General features: G+C 71.9%; 16 protein-coding genes and 2 pseudogenes. 11 read left to right on the forward strand and 7 right to left on the reverse strand.

Annotated elements, in window-relative coordinates; genetic code table 11:
* The first annotated feature begins 89 nt into the window (after window positions 1-89).
* Both IH00_RS0132225 and IH00_RS0132230 read left to right on the forward strand, forming a co-directional pair.
* Window positions 90-392, forward strand: coding sequence for a hypothetical protein (locus IH00_RS0132225; protein WP_158828050.1), 303 nt, complete (start codon window positions 90-92; stop codon window positions 390-392).
* Complete coding sequence (locus IH00_RS0132230) at window positions 389-964, forward strand: hypothetical protein (protein WP_052411796.1); 576 nt, start codon at window positions 389-391, stop codon at window positions 962-964. Before IH00_RS0132225 ends, IH00_RS0132230 begins: the two co-directional genes overlap by 4 nt.
* Before the next feature lie 60 nt (window positions 965-1,024).
* On the opposite strand, the gene IH00_RS0132235 is transcribed toward IH00_RS0132230, so the two are convergent.
* The gene (locus IH00_RS0132235; RefSeq protein ID WP_031079627.1) at window positions 1,025-1,621 is read right to left on the reverse strand and encodes a dihydrofolate reductase family protein; all 597 of its coding nucleotides are present in this window, start codon (window positions 1,619-1,621) and stop codon (window positions 1,025-1,027) included.
* A 72-nt stretch (window positions 1,622-1,693) separates the two neighbouring features.
* Between IH00_RS0132235 and IH00_RS0132240 the strand changes: the two genes are divergently transcribed.
* Complete coding sequence (locus IH00_RS0132240) at window positions 1,694-2,272, forward strand: TetR/AcrR family transcriptional regulator (protein WP_031079628.1); 579 nt, start codon at window positions 1,694-1,696, stop codon at window positions 2,270-2,272.
* Window positions 2,273-2,804: 532 nt separating this feature from the next.
* On the opposite strand, the gene IH00_RS0132250 is transcribed toward IH00_RS0132240, so the two are convergent.
* Entirely contained in the window at window positions 2,805-3,005 is a 201-nt protein-coding gene (locus tag IH00_RS0132250; RefSeq protein ID WP_031079629.1) for a hypothetical protein, read from the reverse strand.
* Between the two features lie 328 nt (window positions 3,006-3,333).
* Between IH00_RS0132250 and IH00_RS0132255 the strand changes: the two genes are divergently transcribed.
* The 3 genes and pseudogenes from IH00_RS0132255 to IH00_RS40880 all read left to right on the forward strand — a co-directional run.
* Window positions 3,334-5,217 carry a serine/threonine-protein kinase gene (locus tag IH00_RS0132255; protein WP_031079630.1) on the forward strand — a complete coding sequence of 628 codons (1,884 nt, stop codon included), beginning with the start codon at window positions 3,334-3,336 and terminating at the stop codon, window positions 5,215-5,217.
* A 138-nt stretch (window positions 5,218-5,355) separates the two neighbouring features.
* A pseudogene (locus IH00_RS42215) lies at window positions 5,356-5,523 on the forward strand (DUF664 domain-containing protein); the annotation flags it as partial.
* A 199-nt stretch (window positions 5,524-5,722) separates the two neighbouring features.
* Window positions 5,723-5,995: pseudogene (locus IH00_RS40880) on the forward strand (pectate lyase); the annotation flags it as partial.
* Between the two features lie 126 nt (window positions 5,996-6,121).
* On the opposite strand, the gene IH00_RS0132270 reads toward IH00_RS40880, so the two are convergent.
* Window positions 6,122-6,742 (reverse strand): TetR/AcrR family transcriptional regulator, encoded by a 621-nt coding sequence (locus IH00_RS0132270; protein ID WP_031079633.1) that lies wholly within the window; start codon window positions 6,740-6,742, stop codon window positions 6,122-6,124.
* Between the two features lie 184 nt (window positions 6,743-6,926).
* Between IH00_RS0132270 and IH00_RS0132275 the strand changes: the two genes are divergently transcribed.
* The 3 genes from IH00_RS0132275 (at window position 6,927) to IH00_RS0132285 (ending at window position 8,681) form a co-directional block, all read left to right on the forward strand.
* The gene (locus IH00_RS0132275; protein WP_031079634.1) at window positions 6,927-7,139 is read left to right on the forward strand and encodes a DUF4287 domain-containing protein; all 213 of its coding nucleotides are present in this window, start codon (window positions 6,927-6,929) and stop codon (window positions 7,137-7,139) included.
* A 41-nt stretch (window positions 7,140-7,180) separates the two neighbouring features.
* Window positions 7,181-8,104: an alpha/beta fold hydrolase gene (locus IH00_RS0132280; RefSeq protein ID WP_031079635.1), complete on the forward strand. Its 924-nt coding sequence runs from the start codon at window positions 7,181-7,183 to the stop codon at window positions 8,102-8,104.
* Window positions 8,105-8,462: 358 nt separating this feature from the next.
* Complete coding sequence (locus IH00_RS0132285) at window positions 8,463-8,681, forward strand: hypothetical protein (RefSeq protein ID WP_031079636.1); 219 nt, start codon at window positions 8,463-8,465, stop codon at window positions 8,679-8,681.
* A gap of 594 nt (window positions 8,682-9,275) precedes the next feature.
* On the opposite strand, the gene IH00_RS0132295 is transcribed toward IH00_RS0132285, so the two are convergent.
* Window positions 9,276-9,986 carry a CTP synthase C-terminal region-related (seleno)protein gene (locus IH00_RS0132295; protein ID WP_031079637.1) on the reverse strand — a complete coding sequence of 237 codons (711 nt, stop codon included), beginning with the start codon at window positions 9,984-9,986 and terminating at the stop codon, window positions 9,276-9,278.
* Between the two features lie 77 nt (window positions 9,987-10,063).
* Here IH00_RS0132295 and IH00_RS0132300 point away from each other — a divergent pair, with 77 nt between their 5' ends.
* The gene (locus tag IH00_RS0132300; RefSeq protein ID WP_039947652.1) at window positions 10,064-10,942 is read left to right on the forward strand and encodes a LysR family transcriptional regulator; all 879 of its coding nucleotides are present in this window, start codon (window positions 10,064-10,066) and stop codon (window positions 10,940-10,942) included.
* Window positions 10,943-10,957: 15 nt separating this feature from the next.
* Here IH00_RS0132300 and IH00_RS0132305 read toward each other — a convergent pair whose 3' ends face one another.
* Complete coding sequence (locus tag IH00_RS0132305) at window positions 10,958-11,839, reverse strand: NAD(P)-dependent oxidoreductase (RefSeq protein WP_031079639.1); 882 nt, start codon at window positions 11,837-11,839, stop codon at window positions 10,958-10,960.
* Window positions 11,840-11,935: 96 nt separating this feature from the next.
* Between IH00_RS0132305 and IH00_RS0132310 the strand changes: the two genes are divergently transcribed.
* Window positions 11,936-12,298 carry a winged helix-turn-helix transcriptional regulator gene (locus IH00_RS0132310; RefSeq protein ID WP_031079640.1) on the forward strand — a complete coding sequence of 121 codons (363 nt, stop codon included), beginning with the start codon at window positions 11,936-11,938 and terminating at the stop codon, window positions 12,296-12,298.
* A gap of 77 nt (window positions 12,299-12,375) precedes the next feature.
* Here IH00_RS0132310 and IH00_RS0132315 read toward each other — a convergent pair whose 3' ends face one another.
* Window positions 12,376-12,849 (reverse strand): carboxymuconolactone decarboxylase family protein, encoded by a 474-nt coding sequence (locus tag IH00_RS0132315; protein WP_031079641.1) that lies wholly within the window; start codon window positions 12,847-12,849, stop codon window positions 12,376-12,378.
* A 581-nt stretch (window positions 12,850-13,430) separates the two neighbouring features.
* On the reverse strand, window positions 13,431-13,796 hold the full coding sequence (locus IH00_RS0132320; RefSeq protein ID WP_031079642.1) for an MmcQ/YjbR family DNA-binding protein: 366 nt from the start codon (window positions 13,794-13,796) through the stop codon (window positions 13,431-13,433).
* Window positions 13,797-14,237 lie beyond the last annotated feature (441 nt).

Below are 14,237 nucleotides of genomic sequence, written 5' to 3' on the forward strand. Positions count from 1 at the left end.
CGCGATGGGACGGGCCGTGCGCCGCGGCCGGCCGCTCCTTGTCAAGGAATCCTTGACAAGAAGCGGCTTGTCAAGGCAACCTTGACGTCATGACCACTTCGACTCGCCCCACGCTCGCTGTTCCGTCGGCGGCCACTGGTTTGCTCGCCGCCGCCACCGCGCTGATCGCCGTGGGAATCTCGTTCGCCGACGACCTCTCGACTCCGGCCTTCATCGCCCTGATCTGCGCCGATCTGCTGATCGTGCTGGCCATGGGGGCGCTCATCGGCGCGTCGGTCGTGACGAACCGGACCGCCGAGGCGGAAGCGGAAGCGGCGCGCCTGCGGCGCGACCTGGAGACGCTCGACGCCCTGGAGCCGCTGGGCGCGCCCGAGACGGGCGGGCGACGATGAAGGAGGAGGCCGAACTGCTCGGCGAGGAAGAGGTCCTCCGCATCCGGGAAGCGGTCGCGGCCGCCGTGCTGGACGCACCGGAGGGGCTGGCCGACTCGCTGGAGCGCGACCCGCGCAGCTATCTCCGGCTGGTCGCCGCCACCCGTGTCGGCGCCGAGGAGATGAGCCGGCTGCTGCGCGAAGCGGTCCAGGGTGCCAGGGCCGCAGGCCATAGCTGGGACACCGTGGGCGGCGTCCTCGGTGTGAGCCGGCAGGCGGCGCAGCAGCGGTTCGCCGGCAAGGGCCCCGGACCGGACGTCTCCGGCGGTGCCGCGGAGCGGCGGGTGCTCACGCCGCTGACCGCTTTCAACGAGATGCAGGCCCTGGCCGAAGCGGGCCGCGACGGCTGGCACGTGGTGGACTACGGGCCGCTCTTCCATGTCGTGGAGAGGTCCGACCACCCCTGGGAGCACCGCCGGGTGCCCTTCGCCGTCGGCTCCCGGCACCGCCGGATGGAGAAGGAGGGCTGGATCCAGGTCGGCCCCGGATCCTTCCCCTGGCGCTACTACAAACGCCCCCTCGGCGAACTCTAGGTCAGCCGGTCCTCGTCCGTTGCGTGTCGCCGGCCCGTCGGCGAGGTGATCACGAAGGGCTCAACGGCGGGTGAGGTGGGTGAGGGTGACGCCGCTGGGGAAGGCGGTGCGCTCGGCGACCTCGAACACGGTGGGGTCGAAGGCGCCGTCGAAGGCCGGGATCCCGGCGCCCGTCACCACCGGGTAGCTCTTGACCACCAGTTCGTCGATCTCGGGCAGGAGGGCGCCCGCGAGCTTGCCGCCGCCGCAGAGCCATACGTTCAGGCCGTTGCCCTTCTCCCGCTTGAGCTCGCGGACGAGGGCGACCGGGTCGCCCGGGACGACGGTGACGGCCGGGTCGGTGCCGGGCTGGAGCGTGCTGGACACCACGTACTGGCGCAGGTGCGCGTAGGGGCTGGTGATCCCCCTGTCGAGGGAGTCGCGGTAGGTCCCGAGGCCCATGACGACGGTGTCGAACTGCCGGTTGGGCGCGTCGGTGAGGCCGGCGGCGGCGCGGTAGGCGGTCGGGACGGTCTCCGGGTACAGGGCGTTGACCCAGGCGCTGTAGGCGGCGCTCTGCCGTTCGTCACCGGCGGTCAGGAAGAAGTCGTACTCGCCGCCGGGGCCGGCGATGCGGCCGTCGAGCGAGACCGCGACGTAGTACACGAGCTTTCGCATCCTGAATAACTCCATCTGTAGTACTCTCTTTGTAGTGGTCACCAACGTAGTACTACAGCTGGAGTGGTGTCAATGGTGAGACGGAACGACCAGCGGCGTGCCGCCCTCGTCGACGCGGCGATCGAGGTGCTGGCCAGGGAGGGGGCCCGAGGTCTGACCTTCCGGGCGGTCGACAATGAGGCCGCCGTGCCCGCCGGGACCGCGTCCAACTACTTCGCCAGCCGCGACGATCTGCTCACCCAGGCCGGCGCCCGTGTCTACGAGCGGCTCCAGCCCGACGAGGCCATGATCGCCCGCCAGCAGGCGGCCGGCCGCGACCGGGAGGCGTACGCGGAGCTGATGAGGGAGGTCGTCGGTCGCGTCGCCGCCTTCCGCACCGGCTACCTCGCACTGCTCGAACTCCGCCTGGAGGCCACCCGCCGCCCCGAACTGCGCAAGGTCCTCACCGAGCGGGTCCGGGCCGACGTCGACGCCAACGTCGCCTACCACGAGGCCTCGGGTCTCCCCGGCGACGCCGTGGCCGTCAAGCTGCTCATGCTGGCCTTCAACTGGCTGATCGTCGAGCAGCTCACCCTGCCGGACGTCTTCACGGAGGCGGAGCGCGAACAACTGGTGACGGCGGCGGTCGAGCGCATCGTGGCGGCGCAGTAGGCGGCCGCAGCGCGGCTGATCGCCTTGGCGTTGGACGTCCGGTGAGGGGGCTCCGCAGCCCTGCGGAGCCCCCCGCCGTTCATCGCCCCCGGGTCGTGATCAGCCCACGGTGATGCAGGGAAGACCCAACGAACCGAAGTTGCCTCCCCCGTTGTTGCGTCACAGCTCGGCGCAGACCCGGGTGCCGTCGGGCAGGGAGGCCGGGAACTTGCCGTACATCCTGCCTCCCCCGTAGGAGTACTCGGTCCCGTTGCGGTCGAGGCCGGGCGCCCAGTAGTGGATGTGGTAGTACCCGATGGCGCCGCAGCTCCGGGTCGAATGGATGTAGCCGTCGCCCGGCGCCGAGATTTACAGGCACCGGTTGCCGCCCGAGCCCGCCGCCGCCGGGGAAGTGGTGGCGAACAGCATGGCTGGCGCGGCGCAGAGTAATCCGAGAACGCCGATGAGCTTGTTCTTCTTCCTGGTGCGCACGACCTTTCGGCTGTGGTGGGCGGGGACCGGGGCGCCGGCCACCCCGCGGTGACCGAGGGCCTCAGCCGAGCGGGCTGGGGTTGCGGACCGGTGCGGCGCCCGCGTCGGCCCCGCCGGTGGAGTCGGGACCGACGACGTGCGATGTGTACGGACCGCCGGCGAGCGGGGTGCCGTCGCTCGGGGTGCCGGTGTGGGCCGCCCCGGTGGTGAGGGCGATGAAGACTGTCGCTGCGCCGATGACAGCGGCGAGGGTGGTGCGCATGGACGTTCCTTTCGGTGTGCCGAGGGCTTCGACGCGTGGTGGCGGCAGCTGCCGACCCGGCCCGGGCGCGGTGCCCGATGGGCTCTCCGTACCGCGGGCCACCCTGCGATTCTGTGTGCTCGGGGGAGGGGCGGCGAGCTTTTCGCGATTCCTCGAAACGACGGAGCGTGCGTGCTGGTGGCACCGCTCGTCGGCCTGCGGGCACGGCGGCGTTTCAGCTCAACACGCCCGTGAACAAGGGGTGTTGATTCTCCGTGCTCGTCGGCACCATGATCTGGTTCTATGATGACGTTCTAGAAAAGCATTCCAATTTTCTGACGGGGTTGACGTGGTGGAGCTGCAGGGGAGCGGCGCCGAGCCGCTGGAGGCGGGGGATCCGCACCGCATCGGGCCGATCCCGCTGGCGGGCCGGCTCGGAGCCGGCGGAATGGGGCGGGTGTACCTCGGGGTCCACGAGGGCAGGTACGTGGCCGTCAAGCAGCTGCTGGCCTCCGTCGTGGGCGAGGACGAGGACTTCCTGCGCCGTTTCGGGCACGAGCTGGACAACATCTCCCGGCTGCCCCCGCGGGCCACCGCGCCGCTGATCGCCGGCGACCGCACCGCGCGGCCCCCGTGGTTCGCCACCGCGTACGTCCCCGGGCTGACCCTGAGGGAGGCCCTCGAGGTGCACGGCGGACCCTTGCCCGTGCCGGCGCTGTGGCTGCTGCTGCGGGAGGTGGCGGCAGGGCTGGCGTCCGTGCACGAGCTCGACATGGTGCACCGGGACCTCAAGCCGTCCAACATCATGCTGACCCTCGACGGTCTCACCCTCATCGACTTCGGCATCGCTCGCGCCGCCGAGCAGAGCCAGCTGACCAGGACCGGCATGGTCGTGGGCACGCCCGCCTACATGGCGCCCGAGCAGGCGTCCGGCTCACGGCGGTTGAGCGGCGCGACCGACGTGTTCGCGCTGGGCTCGGTCCTCGCCTACGCGGCGTGCGGTCAGCCGCCCTTCGGCGACGAGTCGGGGCACGGCGTGCTGTACCGCATCGTCCACGAAGAGCCCGGCCTGGGGCCGCTGCGGGAGCTGGAGCCGGACCTCGCGGAGGTCGTCGCGGCCTGTCTCGACAAGGACCCCGAGGGGCGCCCGACCGCCGCCGAGCTCCTCGAACGGGCGACGCGGCAGGGCTCGTCCACCACTCCGCTGTGGCCGCAAGCCGTCACCGGGCGCCTTGCCGAGCGGGCCGCCTTCGCCGCGGAGGTGCAGGCCGTCGACACGCCGACGGTCCCGCTCACGGAGGGGAGCCCGGAGCCCGAGGCGGAGCCGGAGCCGAAGCAGGAGCGGGAGCCCGGTGCGAAGTCCCGCCCGGGCCGGCTGGAGCGTCCCGAGCGCCGCCGCAACCGCGTCTTCGTCCTCCCCGTCCTGGCCGTGGTGGTCGTGGGCGGGACGACCCTCGCCATCCAGCATCTGCCGTACGCATCTCCGCCGCGGGCCGAGGCGCAGGCCACGCCCTCCGCCCCGGCTCCGGCGCCGGACGGCTCGTCACCGCCCGGGGCGAGCGGGACCCCGTCGGGCGCGGTGTCACCGGGTGCGTCTCCGGCCGGCGGAAAGCCCGGATCCGACGCGGGGAAGCAGGGGCAGCCGGGCGTGGTCGGATCCCAGGGCGCGGGCACCGGGGGCACCGGCGCGCAGGACGGCACGGACGGAAGCGCCGCCTCCGGTACCTCCGGCGGTGCGGCCGCCTCGGGTGGTTCCGGCACCTCCGGCACCTCAAGTACCTCGGGCGCCTCAAATGGCTCCGGCACCTCCGGCAGTTCGGGTGGAACCAGTGGCTCCGGAAGCGTGACACCCGCCCCCGCCCCGCCTCCTGCCTCCGGCACCTACCGCTACCGCAACGGCGACAACGGTGCGTGCATCACCCAGGTGTACGGCGCCGCCGACCATCAGGACTGCGCGGACTCCACGGCCCGGTGGACGGTGCGGAGCGGATCCGACGGTTCCTTCAAACTCGTCAACCAGCAGACCGGTCAATGCCTGTACTCCAACGGACTGGGCCAGGCCGTCTTCGTGGGCGACTGTGCCCAGGGCGCGGGCCGGCTCTGGCGTGCGGGTGCGGGCGGCAGCCTCCGGAGCGACTACGGCGGCGGCTGCCTCGATCTGGGCATGAGCAGCGGCCTGGTGACGAAGACATGCGCCGGGGAGGCGTCGCAGCGCTGGACGAAGCAGGCCTGAGGGCTGTCCCGCAATGCTGTAGCGCTTCCGGCCTCGTGACATGCCCGCCCTCCGGACCGCGGTCGCACGGTGGCCCCATCCCTTGACATGATCGCTGGATGAGTGATGACCAGCGCAGGGCACCCTCAATGTGAGGGCTCCCGTGCTGTCACGGACGCCTTCACGTCCCTCGATGACACGGTGGAATACCGAGGGGAGAGAATCTCGCTGCGTTACGTCCTCACGCACATGATCGAGGAGTACGCACGGCACAACGGCCACGCTGACCTGCTGCGCGAGGCGATCGACGGAGCGGTCGGCGAGTAGGCCGCCGGGCGAAGCGGATCTCCCATCGGACACGCCGCAGGGCCGGTTTCCTCCGTCGGGCTCCTTGGTGCAGGACGGCCCGAGCACGCCGGGGCGCCTGCGTGAGGCCGGCGAAGCGCGGGTCTGCGGTGACGCGTGGATGCGTCATCCCGGGCGGGGCGAGCACGTCGTCCGCATGCAACGGGTGGCGCGACCCGGCGCCGCCGGCTATTGGCAGGTCGGTGGCAACATCTTCGACAACGTGACCTGGTCCGCCCGCGACGGCGACCACAACCCGGCGGGGCCCGACCCGCGCTCCAACACCACCGTCGGCATCCCGTACGCCTACGGTCTGGACGCCGCCGGCTGCGTACCGGACGTCGTGAGCCGTACGGCCGGCGCCGGCAAGGGGCTGCGTGTGTCGGACGGCAGCTGCTCGCCCCAGACGCCGGACCCGAGCCCGGCGCCCACCACGCCCACACCCACTCCGACCACCCTTGCCCGCCGCTGACGGATCCGGACACCGGTGCTCCTGCTGCGGACCCGGACACGTGCCGGTACCGGCGACCGGGAGGCGGGCGCCGAGTGTCCGCGGTCCGTGCCGGCCATGAACCCGGCCTCAGCGGTAGGCGGCGAGGAAGGCGCGCGTCCCGGCGGTGGCGTAATGATCGAGTTCGGCCTGGGTGTGCTGCGGACTGCCGTGGAACATGGCCTTGTTGACCGGGATCCACAGCAGCAGGCCGGAGAAGTGGTGCGCGGCCAGGAGTGGGTCGTCGACGCGCAGCAGTCCGTGCTCGGCGAGCTGCCGGAAGGTGGCCGCCAGGGTGGCGAGGACGCGTTCGAAGCCCTGCTCGTACCAGGCGGCGCCCAGCTCCGGGAAGCTGTCGGCGTTGGCGATGATCAGGCGCCGCAGCTGGAGGACCTCGGGCTGGGTGAGCGCGGTCAGGAACTGCCGGGCAAGGCGTGCGAGGTTGTCCTCCAGGGCGGCGGCGTCGGCCGGGACGTCCGCCACCAGGTCGACCATGGCGTCGATGCGGTCCGTGGTGGCCAGGACGATGTCGGCGAACAACCTCTCCTTGTCGGCGAAGTGCTTGTACACGGTCTGCTTGGACACCGCGGCACGTTTCGCGATGTCGTCCATGCTGGTGCCGGAGTAGCCCTTGTCCAGGAACACCTTCGTCGCGGCGTCGATGATCGCTTGATGCTTGTGCGCCGACCTTCCCTGCTCGACCGTGGTCATTCCGCCTCCAAGTTCGGTACTGGACAGTCCAGTTCGACGTGAGTACTGTACCGTCCAGTTCCACGGAGTACCACACCGTCCAGTTCCGTGACCGAGGCGGACCACCTCGGCTGCCCCCGACCGCGGCGGCACTGCCGGCCGCTCGTACCTCCTCGCCACCAGCAGCAGAAGAAGGAACACACGCATGTCCGGCACCGTGAATGGCCCCGCCAGCTACTTCCCCTCGATCGAGAAGAGGTACGGCCGCCCCGTCGCGGAGTGGAAGGCTCTCATCCGCTCATCGCCCCTCACGAAGCACATGGAGCTGGTCGCCTGGCTCAAGTCCGAACACGCCATGGGCCACGGCCACGCCAATGCGCTCGTGGCCCACACGCTTGCCGAAGGCAGCGGCAAGTGAGCCGTACCCGTCCCGGATCGACGACCTCGGAGCGAAGCATCATGACCGACATCACCACCGAGACCGACATCACCACCGAGACCGGCATCACCACCGAAACCCACGCGCTGGAAGCGCCGGGTGCCACCATCCACTACGACATACGGCGCCGGGCGGCGGACGAGGGGACCGACCACCCCGCGCTCTTCCTGATCGGCTCGCCGATGACCGCCGAGGGCTTCGCCACGCTGGCCTCGTACTTCACCGACCGGACCGTCGTGACCTACGACCCGCGGGCAGCCGGCCGCAGCGTGCGGACCGACGGCGCGACGGAAACCATGCCCGAGGAGCACGCCGACGACCTGCGCCGGGTCATCGAGGCACTCGGAGCGGGGCCGGTCGACCTGTTCGCCAGCAGCGGTGGCGCCGTGAACGCGCTCGCCCTCGTGGCCGGCCACCCGCACCTGGTGCGGACCCTTGTCGCGCACGAGCCGCCCACGGCGCAGGTCCTCCCCGACCGCGAAGCGGCCCTGGCCGTCTGCGCCGATGTCCACGCGACCTACCAGCGTGACGGCATGGGCCCCGCGATGGCGAAATTCCTCGCGGTGGTCAGCCGGAAGGGCCCCTTCCGCGACGACTGGGCCACCGATCCCGCCCCTGACCCGGCGGCCTTCGGCCTGCCCGCGGAGGACGACGGCTCCCGCGACGACCCGCTGCTGGGCCAGAACATGCGGGGCTGCACGGCCTACCGGCCCGACTTCGCCGCGCTCCGTACCGCCTCGACACGGATCGTGGTCGCGGTGGGCGAGGAGTCCGCGGACCAGTTCCCCGGCCGCTCCGCCGCGGGGGTCGCCGCCGGACTGGGCACCGAGCCGACCGTCTTCCCCAGCCACCACGGCGGCTTCCTCGGCGGTGAGTTCGGCCAGCAGGGCGCGCCGGAACCGTTCGCGCGCACCCTGCGGGCAGTCCTGGACGCCTCCCCCTGACGCCTGCTCGGCCGTGGCTCGCCCGGCACGGGTGCGAGCGGCGCCAGGTGAAACGGTTCGGCACCGGCCGCTCGTGCCGGTGCCGGTGCCGGCGATCGAGTGCGTACGGCGGACGGAGCCGCACTGACCGACCGGTCCGGGGAGGCGGTCCGCGCCGGGGGCCGCCCAGCCGTGCCGCGCCGCAGGTCCGGGGGGTGGGCTGTCCCCGGCTCTGCGGGACAGGGCCGTACGGTGGTTGAGCGGAAGTCCCGCGTAACCCGTCATATGCCAACGCGTTATGTCCAGTGCTGCCCGCGGTGTGCGGGAAAAAACCGAGCTCGCCCGGCCTTCTCCGCCGGGCACAGGAAGGGACTTCGCAATGGACATGGCGCTGTGGCTGCTGCTTGCGTGCGGATCGGCCTGCATGGCGCTGTCGGCTTTCTTGCCGGCGCAGGCCTCCCGCATGGGGCGGATCGACACCCTCGAACTGCGTCGCCGTCGCCGCATGATCGACGTTCTCGCGGCCAACGCCTGCAGTTCCGGTGGCAGCTCCGTGCACCGCCTGACGCCGGAGGGCGCTGCCGGCAGTCCCGAATAGACATGTCCTCCGCCCCTGCCGCCCGGAAGCCCGGCCCCTTCATTTCCGTGGCCGCGCACGGCGTAGAGGCCCGGCCCGTACGTGCCGCGACGTGATGGACGCGCACCGAGGTCCGCGCCGGACACACGGGGCGGCCCGCTGAGAACCCCGGTTCCGGCGTCCCCCGTCCCCGATGCCCGGGCACGCCACGCGGCATGGCTCGACCCCCCTTCGACGCGGATCGACTTCACGGTGTCCGCCGACCTCCTCGCGGTGGACGGCCTCCGCCCCGGTCGCTGATGCTCTTCACGATGCTGTGCCTCGCGGTCATGGCCGCCGCCGGACGGCATGCGGACACAGCGAACACGCTCCCGGTCTCGGCCGACGACTGGAGCCCGCCCCGGCGGGCTGCCGGGTGACCGGGGCCGTCCGCCGACCGTCGGACTCGTGGCGATCGGCCTGTGGCCGTACTCCGACCACCACACCGCAGTACGGTCGTCCGGCCACTGCCGCGCCCGGACGCGTTCCTCCAGGCATCGGGGCCGCGCAGGCCGGGCCCGGTCGAAACCCTGACGCCGGACGACGGGGCGACGGCGCGTCAGGTGTGCGCGTCGCTCACCCGGTGCCGGCATGGGCGACGGCCGCCGCGGCCAGTCCCGTGATCAGCGGATGGGCGCGGGTGCCGTCGCCGTCCAGTTCGGGCTGGAAGAGGGTGGCCAGGAAGAACGGGTGGCCGGGAAGCTCCGCGATATGGATGTCGCCGGACTCGTCGGTGCCGGTGAAGGCCAGGCCATGGGCGCGCAGCGTTTCGAGGTGGTCGGGGTTGGGGCCGTAGTTGCAGTGGTAGCGCGCCTGCGTGCGCGCAGCGCCGAGCAGGCGGGCGGCGTGTGAGCCGGGCGCGATCTCGACGGTGCCTTCGTGACCGACCAGGGAGCACGACAGCGGGACGACCACGGCGTTCCCGTCCGCGGTGTCCGGGTCGTTCTCGGCATGGCCCGCGTGCGACATGGCGCAGACGTTGCGGGCGAACTCCAGCAGCGCGTGCTGGAACCCTCCGCAGGTGCCCAGGAACGGGACACCGCCTTCCCGCGCGGCGCGGATCGCCGCCAGCACGCCGGCCTCGCTCCGGTACGGGCTGCCGGGCAGGACCCAGACCGCGTCGAAGCCGTCCATGCCCTGGTCGGCGTCCTCGCTGGGGATCCAGTAGGCGTCCAGGTCCAGCCCCTCGTGTACGCGAAGGGCCTCCAGAAGACCGGGTATACGGGTGTGGGAGCGAACGGCGTCGGAGCGGTCCCCGACGAGAGCGATACGTGCGGTGCGGTTCATGACGACCATGCTGCGGCCCAGGCCCGCATCAGGTCCAACGATGATCTCTGGAACTCGCATAAGCGATACTGATGGACATGGATCCGCACCTGCTGCGCACCTTCGTCGCGGTTCTCGACCACCGTTCCTTCTCCGCCGCCGCCTCGGCCCTCGGCTACACCCAGTCCGCCGTCTCCCAGCACATCGCCGCCCTCGAAACGGACTTGGGCACCCGGTTGGTCGAACGCCGCCCCGTAGCACCCACCCCGGCCGGAACGCGGCTCATGGAACACGCCCCCGCCCTGCTGCTCCGCCTGGACGCGGCCCGCGCCGACATCGCCCGCCTCCAGCACGTCCGCTCCAGTCGGCTCACCCTCGTCTGCTCGCCGGCCGCGCTCGGATCCTCCGTGGCACACGCACTGGCCCATCTCCACAGCACCACGCGGCCGTTGGACCTGGAGGTCCGCGTACAGGGCCGGGAAGCGGTGATCGAGCACGTGCTCACGGGGCGCGCGGACGTCGCCCTCGTCGACGGCGTCGCCGCACCCAGCGACCCGCTCCCGCTGCCCGACCTCGGACCGGCGACCACCCGTGCCCTGACCGAGGAGGCCCTGGCGGTGCTCTTCCCGCACGACCATCCGCTGGCGCGGCGCCGTTCGGTACGCCTGACCGACCTGGCGCAAGCCCATTGGATCGACGCCCCGGACACCGCCGTCCCCCTCGACCGGCTGCGTGCCGTCTGCCGCACCGACGGCTTCCGGCCCCGGATCCGCCACCGCGGGACCGATGTGCACGGCCTCGCCGCGCTCGCCGCCGCCGGCCATGGCCTCACGGCTCTTCCCCTGTCGCTCGCCGCCACGCTCACGGGCGCGGCCGTACCGGTGCACGGACCGCGGCTGGTGCACCGTACGGAACTGGTCCACCCGGCCGACCCTTCCGACGCCGTCCGGCATCTGATCGACCTCGTCCACCGGTGACGGACACCGAGCCCATCAGCGGCGCAGCAGGTCCACCACCCCGGTCAGGCTCTCGTCACCACTGGCCTCGGCCAGCCGGCGGCGCATCAGCTCGAAGAAGGGGGAGATGAGTTCAGGACTGACCTTCTGCTCCTCCGCGGTGCTCAGGAAGGTCGGGATCCCGGCCACCTGCATGCCGAGGTGGGAGACCACGCCCTGCGTGTAGTCCCCGGTGCTCAGGTGCTCGGCGGTCTGGTGAACCGACGGAGCCATCGCCACCAGCCAGTCGGCGAGCAGCGGGGCGAACGTCACGGGGTCGATGTCCTCGTCGCGGATCAGGGCGAACGCGTGTGAGACGCCCGCGAACATCCCGTACATGGCGCTGAGCAGGGCCACATCGTGCAGGGCCGCGAAAGCCGCGTCCTCGCCCACGTACCTGGTGCCGGCCGGGACGCCGAGCGTCTCCCGGTGCTGCTCGAACAGCTGCCGCGAGCCGCTGTAGAAGACGTAGCCGCCGGCCTCCGGGACACCGATCATCGGTGGGACGGCCATGATGCCGCCGTCCAGGTAACGGGCACCGCGCTCCTGCGCCCACACCGCACGGGTGCGGGCCTCAGCGGGGGTGCTGGTGGTCAGGTTCACCAGGTCCTTGCCGGCCAGGTCGACGCCGGCCAGCGCTTCGCCGATCGAGGCGTCGTCCAGCAGGCAGGCGACGACCAGCCGGTTCGCCGCGACCGCATCGGACACGCTGCCGGCGACCGCCGCCCCTTCCTCGCCGAGGGCAGCGGCGCGGGACGGTGTGCGGTTCCAGACGGTGAGGGAATGGCCGGCGGCGAGCCAGGTACGGGCCAGGGCGGCACCCATCGCGCCGAGGCCGAGGACGGTGAGGGAGGTCTTCTCCGCGGTTGTGTGCGTCATGCGGTCTAGGCTGGTCCCGGGCCCGGTGGTGATCAAGTACGCACTTGGGAGTGGGTGGTTACCCCGGGGTGAGTGAACAGGTCAGAGGGGTGGGGCATGGCGACGCTCAACCGGCCGGGCGGTCCCGAGGGGCACGTCTGCGGGATCGACAGCGCGATGGAGGTCATCGGCGGCAAGTGGAAGGTGCTCATCCTGTGGGCGCTGCACGAGCGGCCGCACCGTCGCTTCGGCGAGCTGCGCCGGATGCTGCCCGGGATCACCGAGAAGGTGCTCGCCTCCCACCTGCGGGAGATGGAGGCGAACGGCATCGTGCACCGCGTCTCCTACGACGAGGTGCCGCCCCGCGTCGAGTACGCACTGACGGAGGACGGCATCCGTCTCAACGAGGCCCTCGAACCGCTCGCCGCCTGGGGGCGCGAGCGGGCTGTCGGCCCGGGAGCGTCGAAGGGGGCGGCGTAGAACCTGCCTCCTTGGCCGCGTCCCCGGGCCCCCGCGGAGCGGGCGGACCGCCGGGCGGTCCGGCCGGGGCCTCCTGCTTATCCGAACTGGCCGATCCGGTAGTCGCCCGCGGGCTGCTGGACGATGACGTTCAGGCGGTTGAAGGCGTTGATCAGGGCGATGAGGGACACCAGGGCGGCAAGCTGCTCCTCGTCGTAGTGCTTCGCGGCGTTCGCCCATGCCTCGTCCGTGACACCACCGGCCGCGTCGGCGATGCGGGTGCCCTGTTCCGTCAGCTCCAGGGCGGCCCGCTCGGCCTCGGTGAAGACCTTCGCCTCCCGCCAGGCCGCGACCAGGTTGAGGCGTATCGAGGTCTCCCCGGCGTGCGCGGCTTCCTTTGAGTGCATGTCGAGGCAGAAGCCGCAGCCGTTGATCTGGCTGGCGCGGATCTTCACGAGCTCCTGCGTCGAGGCCGGCAGCGTCGACTCCCAGATGCCCTTGCCCGCCGCGGAGAGGTACTTCACGAACGTGGTCGCGATCGGGCTGCCGAAGAGGTTCAAGCGGGCTTCCATGGTGAACTCCTCTGTCGTGGTGGGTGGTTACACACCTCTGACGCGGCAGCTCGCCGGGGTGTGACATGAGCGCATGTGACGTGCGTCTCCCCGGGCTTTCCCGTCACGCTTCCCCGTCCCGCTTCCCCGGCTGGGCGCTGCGGCCGCGCGGCGGCTTCGGAAGGTGAATCCGCGCCGGATGTCGCGGTACACCGGCAGCACGCCGTCGCCGTGCGGCGCCCGGCCGCGCGCTCCACGCACCCGTCCGTCCGGCCGTCCGTCGTTCCCGCGACCGCCGAGAGGAGTTGACGCGTGACCTCCCCGTCCGGCCCGTGCCGTACAGCAGCAGGAGGTGTTCACGGCCCCGCAGCAGGTCGTGCAGGCGCAGCGGAAACGTGGCGATGCGCGCCCGAGGCCACCGCCGTCAGGGGTCCGGTCACCCCGGCGCGTCGACGATCGGGCTACCCGGGTGCCCGACGAGCAGCGCCCCCCGATGCGGGCCGCCCGCGCCGACGGGGGAGCCGTGAGCCGGGTGTCGGCGCCGCCCCCGGCCTGCGTTTCCCCGGCCAGGGAAACGCAGGCCGGGTCCCCCGGTGCCCGGCTCAGCTGTCCGCCGTCCCGGCGGGTCTCAGTTCGGGGTGCTCCTCGGCCAGCCGGTCCGGCGCGGCCTGCCGCCAGGAGTCGACGAGGATGTCGCGCAGCTCGTCCAGGTCTTCCAGTGCGGCGAGCCGTACCCGTACCCACGCCGAACTCGCCTCGTGGGGCGGCACCCAGAACTTCTCCGGCTCGGAGGCGATCAGCTCGGCACGCTCGTGCCGGGGGCAGCGCACGGCGAACGAGGTCTGGTCGTCGGGGATCGTTACGTACATCTTCCCGGCCACGCGGAACGTGGGCATGCTCCACGCTTCCTTCTCCACCGTCTCGGGAAAGGAAAGGGCGGTGCGGCGGACGTCCTCGGCATCGATCATGGTCACAACGGTAGCCACCGCCGCTGACAGAGCCTCACCGCAGCGTGGCCCGGCCGGCGCGGCAGCGACATGGGAGTCGAGAGGTCGGGGCCGTGTCCACGACCCCTCGGCGAGGCCGGAGTGACGGACCTCGGTGTGCACACCGCACGTCCTCAGCGGCGGGGCGGGAACGCTGTGGCGGACTTCTGTGCCCGGACGCTGCGGGCGGCTGCGCCCGCCATGCCGGAGGGCGGACACGTGGACGAAGCGGTGCTGTGCAGCGGTCTGCGCATGCTGTCCGGCCCCGCCTTCCGGGACCTCGCACCGGCCTGCGTCCCGTCCTGGGGATGCCGCCCGGTGGGTGCCGGGCAGAGGAGTGCGCACGGGTGAGGTACGCACACGCGCCGGTTGCCGTGCTGGTCCGTGGCGCCTGTTGAGTGGCGGGTCCCTGCCAGGGCGGGG

It is taken from the genome of Streptomyces sp. NRRL S-118 (assembly GCF_000716335.1).
GTDB lineage: Bacteria > Actinomycetota > Actinomycetes > Streptomycetales > Streptomycetaceae > Streptomyces.